12 protein-coding genes are annotated in these 13,214 nt (G+C 37.1%); all 12 read left to right on the plus strand.

Translation table 11 applies throughout. The features are described 5' to 3' along the window. The 12 genes from lptB (at window position 1) to whiA (ending at window position 13,210) form a co-directional block, all read left to right on the plus strand. Window positions 1-720, plus strand: a complete 720-nt coding sequence (lptB, locus tag ACMKPP_RS00375) for an LPS export ABC transporter ATP-binding protein (protein ID WP_004695507.1) — start codon at window positions 1-3, stop codon at window positions 718-720. Between the two features lie 8 nt (window positions 721-728). Then, a complete protein-coding gene (locus tag ACMKPP_RS00380; protein ID WP_105087056.1) occupies window positions 729-1,820 on the plus strand; it encodes an LptF/LptG family permease in 1,092 nt (363 codons plus the stop codon). Window positions 1,821-1,855: 35 nt separating this feature from the next. After that, window positions 1,856-3,070, plus strand: coding sequence for a DUF3084 domain-containing protein (locus ACMKPP_RS00385; protein ID WP_021147892.1), 1,215 nt, complete (start codon window positions 1,856-1,858; stop codon window positions 3,068-3,070). A 117-nt stretch (window positions 3,071-3,187) separates the two neighbouring features. Then, complete coding sequence (locus ACMKPP_RS00390) at window positions 3,188-3,715, plus strand: RuvC family protein (protein ID WP_418369133.1); 528 nt, start codon at window positions 3,188-3,190, stop codon at window positions 3,713-3,715. Then, the gene (locus tag ACMKPP_RS00395; RefSeq protein ID WP_418369134.1) at window positions 3,705-4,574 is read left to right on the plus strand and encodes a YitT family protein; all 870 of its coding nucleotides are present in this window, start codon (window positions 3,705-3,707) and stop codon (window positions 4,572-4,574) included. Before ACMKPP_RS00390 ends, ACMKPP_RS00395 begins: the two co-directional genes overlap by 11 nt. 9 nt (window positions 4,575-4,583) lie before the next feature. Next, window positions 4,584-5,168 (plus strand): signal peptidase I, encoded by a 585-nt coding sequence (gene lepB / locus ACMKPP_RS00400; RefSeq protein ID WP_418369135.1) that lies wholly within the window; start codon window positions 4,584-4,586, stop codon window positions 5,166-5,168. A 578-nt stretch (window positions 5,169-5,746) separates the two neighbouring features. Further along, window positions 5,747-7,009 (plus strand): S-layer homology domain-containing protein, encoded by a 1,263-nt coding sequence (locus ACMKPP_RS00405; RefSeq protein ID WP_418369136.1) that lies wholly within the window; start codon window positions 5,747-5,749, stop codon window positions 7,007-7,009. Between the two features lie 608 nt (window positions 7,010-7,617). Next, window positions 7,618-8,859, plus strand: a complete 1,242-nt coding sequence (locus tag ACMKPP_RS00410) for a putative porin (protein WP_004698453.1) — start codon at window positions 7,618-7,620, stop codon at window positions 8,857-8,859. 286 nt (window positions 8,860-9,145) lie between these two features. Further along, a complete protein-coding gene (locus ACMKPP_RS00415; protein WP_008603424.1) occupies window positions 9,146-9,958 on the plus strand; it encodes a Cof-type HAD-IIB family hydrolase in 813 nt (270 codons plus the stop codon). Between the two features lie 12 nt (window positions 9,959-9,970). Further along, entirely contained in the window at window positions 9,971-10,885 is a 915-nt protein-coding gene (rapZ, locus tag ACMKPP_RS00420; RefSeq protein WP_004695526.1) for an RNase adapter RapZ, read from the plus strand. A 12-nt stretch (window positions 10,886-10,897) separates the two neighbouring features. Then, entirely contained in the window at window positions 10,898-12,247 is a 1,350-nt protein-coding gene (locus ACMKPP_RS00425; RefSeq protein ID WP_004698495.1) for a gluconeogenesis factor YvcK family protein, read from the plus strand. Between the two features lie 15 nt (window positions 12,248-12,262). Continuing rightward, complete coding sequence (whiA, locus tag ACMKPP_RS00430; RefSeq protein ID WP_004698478.1) at window positions 12,263-13,210, plus strand: DNA-binding protein WhiA; 948 nt, start codon at window positions 12,263-12,265, stop codon at window positions 13,208-13,210. The last annotated feature ends 4 nt before the right edge of the window (window positions 13,211-13,214 follow it).

The raw sequence follows: 13,214 nt of genomic DNA on the forward strand, positions 1-13,214 counted from the left end.
ATGTATATTGAAACCAAAAACTTAGTTAAAACCTTTAGCGGACGCAATGTAGTAGATGGGGTGAGTCTACGCGTTGATAAAGGCCAAGTTGTAGGTCTATTGGGTCCTAATGGGGCTGGTAAAACTACGTCATTTTATATGATTGTAGGCATTGAAAGACCGAGCTCTGGCATCATTACCGTTGATGGCAAGGATATTACAAATATTCCTATGTATAAACGGGCTGCTGAAGGGATAGGATACCTACCACAAGAGGCATCAATCTTTCGTTCCATGTCTGTAGAAGATAACATTCGTGCCATGCTACAGATTACGGCAAAAAAGCCTGATGAGATTGAAGCTATCGTGGAATCATTGATTGAAGAATTTCATATTGGACATGTCCGTGACCGTATGGGGATGCAATTATCTGGTGGTGAACGACGTCGAGTAGAAATTGCGCGTTGCCTCGCCTTAGAGCCTAATTTTATCCTTCTTGATGAACCTTTTGCAGGTGTCGATCCAATTGCGGTTGCTGACATTCAACAAATTATCTTGCACGTCAAGAATCGAGGTATTGGTATCTTGATTACAGACCATAATGTTCGTGAAACATTGGGGATTGTAGATAAGGCTTATATTTTGAGTAGTGGTAAAATCCTCCTAGAGGGTACCCCTGATGAAATTGCGAATGATCCAATCGCTCGTGAACATTATTTAGGGGATAACTTTAAATTATAGGAGGGGCTATGAGATTATTAGATAAATATATTTTAAAAGCCTTTGTAGGCCCATTCCTATTTGGGGTTTTTGCTTTTACTAGTATTTTTATTGGTACAGGCACATTGTTTAGGATTGCTCAATATATTACTGAATATGGAGCGCCATTGTTGCTTGTCATGCAAGCATTTGTCTTGGCTTTACCAAGTATTGTTATCTTAACATTCCCAATGTCGGTTTTATTGGCTTCTCTTATGACCTTTAGTCGTTTGAGTAGCACTAGTGAAATCGTTGTTATGCGTGCTGGTGGACTAAGCTTTTTACGCTTGGCCATGCCCGTATATATTATTGCACTCATCATTTCCATTGGGGCTGTAGCATTTAATGAATTTGTTGTGCCTCGTACAAATCATATGTATCAAACGATTGTGCGCGAACAAATCATGAAAAATGCATCACCTCAAACACAAAATCATATCGTGTTAAAAACGATGAATGGTGATGAGCTAGGCACATTGATGTATGCTAAGAGCTATGATGCTGAAACCAAACAGTTGTCCATGATTACGGTTCAACAATTTGGGGAGGGTGGCAAGTTACAACAAGTTGAAAATGCAGATACGGCTATTTGGAATGGTCAATATTGGGTGATGCAGAATGGTATCATCTATGATTTATCAGCTGGTAATGGTGTTGAACGTACCATGAAATTTAAGGAGCAATCCTTGCCGATTAAGTCTGCTCCAAAAGATATTCAACAAGATCAACGTAAGCCTGAGGAATTGACGATTAAGGAGTTACGTCACCAAATCAGAGCTTATAAGGCTGCTTATACTAATGCTAATAAACTTGAAATGGAAATGTACCAACGCTTCACAATTCCGTTGGCAAGTTTTGTATTTGCTCTCGTAGGTGCACCTTTAGGCCTTCAAAAACAACGCTCTAGTTCATCTATCGGCTTTGGTATTAGTATTCTCATCATCTTTATTTATTATGGGGTGATGACCTTTGCTGGTGCATTAGGGAAAGGTGGAGCATTGCCAACCATATTGGCTGCATTAATACCGGATACATTAGGTATTATTGCAGGATTGTATTTGAATTGGCGCGTATCGAAATAACAGATTGTATATTCTTAGGAGAAAGGAGGGACATGATGTTAGTAGGTGTCAAAATCTTAATAATTATCGCTCTTATGGGTGGTCTCATTGCTTACATGGGGGATAAGCTGGGCACTAAAATTGGTAAACGTCGTATGTCCCTCTTTGGATTACGACCTAAGCACACATCTATTATAGTCACTATTGTGACAGGCCTTTTAGTTGCAGCAGCTACGGTTGGAGTATTAACCTTTACGTCTCAAAGTGTAAGAACCGCATTGTTCGGTATGGATCAGTTGCGAGCTGATATGAAGCAGTTGAATAATGAGGTCGCTGCAAAGACGCAAGAACTGATTCGTGGACAGGCTTTGTTAGAACAAAATAAACAAGAGCTTGAAGAGCGGATGGCTGAGATTGAACAAATTCGCCGTGAAGTAGAGGCTACAAAAGCCGAATTGGCGAGTGCACAAGCTGCTAAAGATGCAACAGAAGCCGAGCTGGCATCTTTACAAGCCTCTTATGCAGAGGTATCTCAAAAGGTAGCTGAGCTTGAAGCAACACGTGCTAAGATGGAAGCCCATATTAAGAATCTACAAAATACACAAGAACAATTGCAAAATGGCATCATTCATTTACGGGAAGGAACCATTCTTTTCCAAGTAGATCAGCTATTAGCACAAGCTGTTGTACGACCTGGTCTAAGTGAAGAAGATAGTAATAATGCTATTAAACATATTATCGATGATACAAATAAACTTGTTTTGCGCCGATTAGGCATAGAGGATAATGGTCAATCCGTTGTGTATGTAGATCGACAAAATGTTGAGGTAGCTACTCAAAAGTTAATCAATTCCAAGACTCCTATGGTGGTTCAAGTTGTGGCAGCCGGAAATATTATTTCAGGTGAACCTGCAGTTGCAGTTATTCAAGTATATCCACAACAATTTATCTATAAAAATGGAGAGGTAATTCACTCTACAGTAATTGATGGGGGTACTAATGCTCAATCGTCTATGCTTCAATTCTTGAAACAAGTAAACGAGCGTGCTAAGGCAAAGGGGATTATTCCTGATTCCTTATCAGGTGATATTGGAACGATACCTGGTGATGATTTGTTTACAGCAATTAAGAGAATAAGCACTATGCGTGGTAAGGTTCATGTGGAAGCTTATAGTGATGGCGACACATATTCATCTGGTCCTGTTCACCTCAAGTTGCGTATTACTCAAATGCCAGATTTCAATGATAAGGCAAAAATGCAAACTAATTAATATGATGAAGGTATGCTGTTTTCATACATTATAAAAGAAGGTCTTATGTAATTTTCAACATAAGACCTTCTTTTTATGTTAAAATATAACTACTGTATTTACAAAGGGGATAATTAAATGATTGAAAATACATATATTTTAGCAGTGGATCCAGGAAATGTGAAGACCGGTATAGCCATAGTAAGACCTTCTGGCGATATGGTGTGCCGTAAAATTATTTCCTCAAAGACCTTCAATGATGATATTGAACGTGTTTTAACTGAATATTATGGTATCGTTCATATTGTTTGTGGCAATGGCACGAATCATAAGCATTTGTATCCTTCTCTTCAACAAATTGGACGCAATCACAAGATTACAACTAGTTTAATAGACGAATCTCACAGTACGGAGGAGGCTCGTAAATTATATTGGCAATATAATCCTCCTACAGGGTGGCGAAAGATTATTCCTACATCTATGCAATTTCCACCAGAACCTGTAGATGATTTGACTGCTCTCGTTATTGGTTTGCGTTATACGAAGCAATTAGCTCAAAATGAACTAGCTGCTAAAGAAGATACTGTGGACGCAAACGAGTTAGAAGAAAAGCGATTACATGCTATGGAACAGTTATACGGAAAAGGAGAAGCTCATGACAAGTGAAACTTCAACGCGTAACTGGTCAAACCTTATTATGCGTTGTGTAATGATGATTCTAGGGGCCTTAATATATACGGTAGGGTTAGATTTATTTTTAGTACCCAATAGTATTATTGACGGTGGGGTAGTTGGTATTTCATTGATGGCTGCGGAACTATCTGGTATATCTTTTAGTATTTTCGTAGTACTTATCAATTTACCATTCTTGTATTTAGGCTATAGAGCAATCGGTAAAGGCTTTACCTTATCTACATTGTTCTCCATTGTCTGGATGGCTATATTTTCTAACTTTGCTCATGATTTTACACCGATTACGACAGATCCATTTTTAGGATCTATCTTTGGTGGTATAATCTTAGGTATTGGGGTAGGTCTTATTATTCGTAATGGTGGTTCATTAGACGGTTCTGAAATTGTAGCTATTATTTGGGATAAGAAGTCTACCTTCTCCGTAGGTGAAATTGTAATGGCCATGAATTTAGTTATTCTTGGAGCAGCGGGCTTTGTATATAGTTGGAATAGTGCCATGTATTCCTTAATTGCTTATTTTATTGCTTATAAGATGATTGATGTGACCATCACTGGACTTGAAGAATCTAAAGGGGTTATGATTATTACCGATGCAGATAATTCCAAGATTATTGCTGATGCATTAAATGCTAATCTTAATCGTGGTGTTACTATTATGTACGGAGAAGGTGGGTATTTAAAACAACCGAAACATGTATTATATTCTGTAGTAACGCGGCTAGAAATTACAAGATTAAAGGATACCGTTTATGAAGTAGATCCTACAGCATTTATTACGATCCAAGACGTACATGATGTCTTTGGTGGGAGATTTACGAAAGGTGGTCATTAAGAGGAAACTATGAGTAATAAGTTAGGTAATACAATAGTAAAAGAAATATTAGATTGGATTTATGCTATTGCATTGGCATTAATCATTGCTATGGTAATTCATATTTTCTTGATTCAACCTACTAGAGTATCTGGGGAATCAATGGATGATACATTACATAATGGACAATATTTGATTGTTACCAAATGGCATCACATAATGAATGATATGCCCGAATATGGACAAATTGTTATTATTGATAGTCGTGTTAATCGTGTTCGTACATGGGTGGATGATGTAAAAGAACCATTGATGAACTATGCATCTGTTTTCAATAAATCAGCTCAAACAAATGATGTATGGGTAAAACGTGTAATAGGTAGACCTGGTGATGTACTAGAGTTTAAAGATGGGTATGTATGGCGTAACGGAGAGAAATTACAAGAGCCATATACAAAAGATACAAAAATGAATTATACTCGTTCTACACCTGTAACAGTTCCTGAAGGTTATGTATTTGTGATGGGGGATAATCGTAATCATTCTAGTGATAGTCGGTTTATCGGCCCAGTTCCTGTTGATCATATTTTAGGGTTTGTTTCTTACGCAATTTAATAATCGTGAAAGCCTATCTATGATGTTTTTCATCGTAGATAGGCTTTTTTATAAGTTAAGAAGGATTAAGTTACGTTGTATCTTGTGAAATGTATACTAAATAAAATTTAGCAAGACGGCTAGGTTGAATCTAAATATATTACTTAGTTATCTTATAGAAAATAAACAATTCAAATATATAAATTAATTATAATTATTATATTATTTATATTTAATAAGTAATAATTATTAATTTTATGGATGTAGATAATAAAATCATCTATTTTTTTAGTCTATAAAATGAAATTTTGTAAAACTAAATTTTTAAAAATACAGTAAAAATCTATGTTTTTAGGATAAATTTTATTCATGAAAGAAATTTCATAAGATTTAGTTGTGTAAAATGCTTTACAAAGTTTTGGGGTGATGGTATATTCACATCAACAGAAAGGCTACGCTACAAAGAAGTGGAGCTAAGATAGATAATTTAGTTGAGGAAACATGGACACTCCTAATACATCTTTCATAGTGATACTACTTATGTAGTGAACGTCTTCTGCAAATATAAATTCTTATTTATAAGAAAGAAGGAATTCATTATGAAAAAACAATTCGCAACAATGTTAGCAGCAACAGCAGTGTTAGGTGTAACAACAGCATTTGCTGCAAATCCATTCTCCGATGTAACTCCAGACAGCTGGGCATACCAAGCAGTATCCCAATTGGCACAAGCTGGTATCGTTAATGGTTATCCAGATGGCACTTTCAAAGGCCAAAACAACATCACTCGTTATGAAATGGCTCAAATGGTAGCTAAAGCTATGGCTAACCAAGACCGTGCTAACGCTGAACAACAAGCTATGATTAACCGCTTGGCAGATGAGTTCTCTAACGAGTTGAACAACCTCGGCGTTCGAGTATCTCGCTTGGAAGACCGTGTAGGTAATGTAAAGGTAACTGGCGATGCTCGTATCCGTTACCAAGGTTCTGAAGACAAAGGTGTTTACAAAGCTAATAGTAAATCCTTAACTGACGGCCGTGCACGTGTACAATTCAATGCTAATGTAAATGATAAAACACAAGCAGTTGTTCGTGTAAAAGGTAATTATGAATTTGGTGACTCTACTAAAGGTTCTCAAGCAACAATCGATCGTGCTTATGTGGATCACAAATTTGGTAGCAACGTATCTGCTAAAGCTGGTCGTTTCCAACAAACAATTGGTGGCGGTTTGATGTACGATGATACATTTGACGGTGCACAATTGAATGTAGGTAATGATAAAGTTCAAGTACAAGGTGCGTATGGTTACATGATTGATGGTGCTGCTGATGGCAACTCCAAATCTGATAACCCATCTGTATCCTATGTAGGCTTAAAAGGTAAAGTTGGTAAAGAATCCTCCGTTGGTGGTTTCTACTCCAGATTATCTAGCGGCAACTTGAACCACAATGGTGTAACAGTTAATTCCGATAAACAAGATGTTTACGGTTTCAATGCGGACTTCCGTAAAAATAAATTGTGGGCTGGCGGTGAATGGTTGAAAGCTTCTAACGTAGACGATTCTCAAGCTTGGACAGCAGGTCTTGGCTATGGTAACTACGATATCGCTAAAAAAGGTACATGGGATGTGAAAGGTCAATACTTCAACCAAAAAGCTAATGCACCAATCGTAAGTTCCACTTGGGATCAAGCATATGATTTAACAAATACATCTAATGGTTACAAAGGTTACATGGCTAGCGTAGACTACGCAGTACAAGATAACGTAGGTTTATCCGCTGGTTATGGTTTCAACTCTAAAGACCAAAGCGGTAATGATCTTTCCGATTTCTACCGTGCAGAATTAAATTACAAATTCTAATTCCCTTACAAACAAAAAAAAGACTTCTTCGGAAGTCTTTTTTTGTTGCATAAAAGTATTATGAATTATTTTATATATAATAGTATATATATAGTAAAATGTTTTATAAATACATAATATTAAAAGTAATCGAATAATTTAGTGGTTATCAAGAATTATATCCCTTATATTGTAGGATATATTTATAAAATCTTTCTGTATAGAAAGATAAATTTCTTATTAATTATATATATATTAATAAGTTTAACTTAATGAAAAATATAATAAAAATTCTCAATTAATAGAAAAGGATATAAAATTAAATTTTTTTATGAAAAAAATTATATCCTATAAAACTAGATAAAATCTAACTTAGCAAGCATTTTAAGTTATAAAAACAAGATAATGAGAACACAATTGAGAAAAAAGGGTTTACACGAAAAAGTGGTTGTGCTAATATCACCGTACGAGAAGTAGCAAACACATGAAATGAAGAACTTCGATGTAGAATGTGGCGAGGAAACGTGGACACTCCCAAAGATTCTTAATCTGAAGAACTGAGTAGAATGTGAATGTTATGACTTGTAACATTTTATTTTCTATTTTTTTCAGAAAGAAGGAATTCAACTATGAAAAAACAATTCGCAGCAATCTTTGCAGCAACAGCAGTATTGGGTGTAACTACTGCATTCGCAGCTAACCCATTCTCCGACGTAACTCCAGATTCTTGGGCATACCAAGCAGTTTCTCAATTGGCTAACGCTGGTGTTATCAATGGTTACCCAGATGGTACTTTCAAAGGCCAAAATAACATCACTCGTTACGAAATGGCTCAAATGGTAGCTAAAGCTATGGCTAATCAAGACCGCGCTAACGCTGAACAACAAGCTATGATCAACCGTTTGGCTGATGAATTCTCCAACGAATTGAACAACTTGGGCGTTCGTGTAGCTCGCTTGGAAGACCGCGTTGGTAATGTAAAAGTTACTGGTGATGCTCGTCTTCGTTACAAAGATGCTGAACATGCTAAATCCAAATTTGACGCTCGTGCACGTGTACAATTCAACGCAAAAGTAAACGATCGTACAGACGCTGTAGTTCGTTTGACTTCTGGTAACTTCGAATTAGGCAATTCTGAAAATGAAGATAAAGCAGATGCTACAATTGACCGCGCTTATGTAAACCATAAATTCGGCGAACGCGTATCCGCTAAAGCTGGTCGTTTCGGTCAATCCTTCGGTGGCGGCTTGATGTTCGACGGCACATTCGACGGTGCTCAATTGAATGTTGGCAACGATAAAATTAATGTACAAGCTGCATACGGTTACATGGTATCCGGTGATAATGGTAGAATTGTTGCCAATAATACCAATGGTAACGAATTAACAAAAGATCAAAATGTAACTAACACATATATTGGTTTAACTGGTAAAGTAGGTAAACACACTATGGTAGGCGGTTTCTACGACCGTGTAAATCAAGATACTGATAATGGTTACAAAAACATCTATGGCTTCAATGCTGATGCTAACTTCGACAAAGTTTGGGTTGGTGGCGAATGGTTGAAAGATTCCCATGTAGACGACTCTCAAGCTTGGACTGCAGGTCTTGGCTTTGGTAACTACGACATCAAAAAAGCAGGTACTTGGGGCGTAAAAGGTCAATACTTCAACCAAAAGAAAAATGCACCAATTGTAGATACTACTTATAATCAATTCTACACTACAGATGCTAAAGGTTGGATGGCTTCCGTTGACTATGCATTGCAAAATAACGTTGGTTTATCTGCTAACTATGGTTTCGACTGGAAAACTCAAGATGGTACTGACAAAGGTGACTTTTACCGTGCAGACCTTAACTACAAATTCTAATTTGATAGTTAATTATATGAAAGAGACTTCTTCGGGAGTCTCTTTTTTGTGTTTAATATAAAGTTAAATGAAAATTATATGAAGTGTTTATTATAGTGTTTTATTAATATTATACAATTGATTAAGAAATAATAATTAATTGATAATAGAGGATTTTGCATTTAATGAAAGTTTTATGACTATACTTTCTAATCATTATTAGAGTTCTTACCGCTAATTTCTATCTATATAGCCACTATTAATGGTATAATAAAGAGTATTTAAAATTTTTATAAAGGAGGCAAACATGAATCCTTCTTTTTCTCATATTAAAATGGTTGCCATTGATTGTGATGAAACCTTGGTACGCAGTGATAATACTGTATCTGACTATACAGTAGATGTGTTACATCGTTTACAGCAAAGGGGCATCGTTGTTACCATTGCTACGGGACGGATGTATCAAACGGCAAAGCCTATTGGTTCTGCTTTAAAGCTTGGTAATGTACCCATGATTTTGTTCTCTGGAGGACTCATTCAAGAATTAGAAACAGGGTGTAAACTATTTGAGCAGACCGTTTCTGTTGAGGCTGTACAGCGTATTTATGAATTAGCAAAACAATATGATTGGCATATACAATCCTATATAGATGATCATTTGCTATGTCATCATAAAACATGGCAGTCCGATCTCTATGAAGTTCAAACGGGAGCGAAAGTAGAGTTTTTAGGTGATGGCTTATATACTTTAGAGTCTGAACCAAATAAGCTAATCGCTATTGATACAGTAGAGGGGATTGATCAAATTATTGATACTTTGACTCCTGAAGTGGGCGATTTGGTTAATCTAGTTCGTAGCCAAAAAGACTTTTTAGAAATCGTTGCCCTTAATGTGTCAAAGGGGCGTGCTTTGACACAACTAGCTTTAGATAATCATATTAGTTTAGAACATATCGTTTCTTTTGGTAATGCAGAAAATGATATTTCTATGCTACGTAAAACAGGTTACTCTGTAGCTGTTGAAAACGCTACAGATCATGTAAAATCTGTGGCTCATACAATTTGTGGCCATCATAATGACGATGGAGTAGCCCATTGGATTGAAGATAATCTTTTATAATGGAGTAAAACTATGGAAGCATTTCGTTTGTTAATAGTTACAGGTATGTCAGGTGCCGGCAAAACTCAAGTATTGCAAGCTTTAGAAGATATGGGGTATTTATGTATTGATAATATTCCCCCTGTGCTGATTCCTAAATTAAGTGAAATTTGCCGACAAGGTGGAGAACGGACTAATCGCGTTGCTCTTGTTGTAGATATTCGGGGGGGCGAATTTTTTGAAGCTCTTTCTTCATCTTTAGATACATTAAAAGATATGAAGGTAGATTTTGAAATTGTATTTATGGATGCTACAGATGAGACTTTGATTCGTCGATATAAGGAAAGTCGACGGAGTCATCCATTGGCTCCTAATGGGCTAATTACAACAGGGCTAAAAAAAGAACGCCAAATTCTTAACTCTGTGCGCCATAAAGCAGATTTTATTATTGATACCACTAATATGAAGACGGCTAGCTTGAAAGAGTATTTAAAAACGCGCTTTGCTCAAGTTGATGAAGCTCATGGTATGGCGATTACTGTAGTGAGCTTTGGTTTTAAGTATGGTATTCCTCTCGATGCAGATATGGTATGGGATGTTCGTTTTCTACCTAATCCATTTTATATTCCTGAGTTTCGTCATAAAACAGGTCGTGTGAAAGCAGTGAATGAATATATCCATTCCTTTGAAGTAACCGAGGAATTTAAAAAACGTTACTTTGATACCATGGACTTCCTTGTACCAAATTATGAACAAGAAGGGAAATCTCAGTTTATTGTGGCAGTAGGTTGCACAGGTGGTATGCATAGATCTGTAGCTATGGCAGAGGCTCTATACTCCCACTTGTTAGAAAAAGGATATCGTGTAACTGTTGAACATAGAGATATGATGAAAAATAATGTAGAAGAAGATTATAATCCTCATGAAATTATAACACTTGATAACTAGGTAGGGGGGATTATGTTGCGAAAAGGATGGTTCCGGTGGCTAATTCCGGGTCTAAATATAAAACGTTGGCTTGCCCTATTTAGTTGTGGTGTAGGTCTTTTAATTATTGGTATTTCTTTGATTTTTAACTATCAATGGCTTGCGGTTCTTGAAGATATTGTACTTGCCTTTTCCTATAATATGACGGGCTTTTACAATTATAATGTACTCATTGCTGTAGGGACTGTAGTATTATCGATTGGTGCTGTATTAATGCTCATCGGTACGAGTAAAGTTATTAAAACGATTATTCGTGCGGTACTACCTAATCCTGACAGCAAGGTATCGGATATTATTTTTCAAAATATCCGACTCGATAAGGGCCCAAAAATTGTAGTAATCGGTGGTGGTACGGGCTTATCAAATTTATTGCGTGGTTTAAAATCACATACATCAAACCTATCTGCGATTGTAACTGTCGCTGATGATGGAGGTTCTTCTGGTCGCTTGCGAGAAGACTTTCAAATGATAGCTCCTGGTGATTTGCGAAACTGTTTAGTATCATTAGCTGAACAAGAAGGAGTGATGGAGAACTTATTCCGTTATCGTTTCGATGGTGAAAATGAGCTTTCTGGGCACAGTTTTGGTAATCTCTTTATCACTGCGCTTGCTCAAGTTTATGATGGAGATATTGAAGAAGCTCTTGAAGCGGCTAGTAAATTGTTGCGTGTCCGTGGTCGTGTAATTCCTTCCTCTACAGAGTTCATTAAATTGCGTGCAGAGATGACAGATGGCACTATTGTAGAAGGTGAAAGTAATATACCACACTCGGGTAAACGAATTCGTCATATCTATAGTGATCCAGCATTGCCTAAGCCAGAGGGGGCTGCATTACGTGCCATTGATGAAGCGGATGTAATTATTTTAGGTCCTGGTAGTTTATATACAAGCATTATCCCAAATTTACTAACCGATAAGTTGGCCTCTCATGTACGTGCCAGTAAGGCTAATAAAATCTATATTGCTAATGTTATGACACAACCGGGTGAAACCACAGGCTACACATTAAATGATCATGTAGAGGCTTTAATTGCTCATGGCGGAGAAGGAATTATAGATACTGTTCTTGCCAATGATGGGCCGTTGCCAATTCAAATGGTTGAACAATATAGTGCTGTAGGATCTGAACCATTGGTATTAGATACTAAGAAGTTACAAGACAAAGGAATCCGCACTATACGAGCTACCTTAATTAACCCTCAAAAACCAGCTGTTCACGATCCTGAACGGTTAGGTAAAGTTATTATGGATATCATTCATGCTATGCAATCTAACACTGAACCGCATATCTTGGAATATTATCTTCAACGAGATGATCATTAATGAGAAGGGATGTCCATGTCATTTGCAGAAGATGTAAAAAATGAATTATGCCAATATGAAGCCTCTAATGATGCAGATGTGGCCATGAAAATTGAAGCGTCTTGCTTATTGCGTATGAGCGGATCTATCATTTTGGGGATGAAAGGTGCCGTTGGCATTCGTTTGGCTACGGCTAATAATGCAGTAGCTCGTCGGTTGCTTGGGATTTTGAAAAAGCAATACGAATTACCTACAAATGTATTAGTACGACAAGGTTTAAACCTGCGTAAAAAAAATATGTATACGCTCTCTGTGGAACCTTCTATAGAGGGGAGACGGGCTTTAGAGGATCTCGCTTTATGGCCTGTAACCGAACAAATTCCTCGCAGTTGGCTCAAATCAATGGAAGCACGACGTGCCTTTTTAAGGGGAGCTTTTTTAGGGGGAGGCTCTGTTAATAAACCACAAAGTGATTACCATCTTGAGTTTATGACGGGAAACGAGATTTTTGCGAGGGAAATTATCCATGTATTACGGCTTTTTCACATTCATGCAGGCTTAACGGAGCGGAAGGAAGAGTATGTAGTATATCTTAAAGAAGGGGATGCAGTAACAAATTGTTTGCAAATCATGGGTGCTCAATCGGCGCTTATGGAATTTGAAAATGTGCGGATTATGAAAACCGTACGGAATCAAATTAATCGTCAAGTCAACTGTGAGACTGCAAATTTACAGAAGGTTGTGGATGCAGCAGTTCGTCAGGTAAAAGCAATCCGTATTATTGATAGAGAAATCGGCATTGAAGAATTACCAGAAAAGTTGCGCGTCGTTGCAAGACTTCGGTGGGAGAATCCTGAAGCGAGTTTAAAAGAACTTGAAGAGTTGATGGAGGGGAAACTATCTAAATCTGGAATTGGCCATCGACTAAAGAAGATTGAAGCATTAGCACTTACGTATGACCCATTGGGGCTCGAAGAAGTATAGAGGT

Origin of the sequence: Veillonella parvula (assembly GCF_048309325.1) — a bacterium.
Taxonomy (GTDB): Bacteria; Bacillota; Negativicutes; order Veillonellales; family Veillonellaceae; genus Veillonella; species Veillonella parvula_T.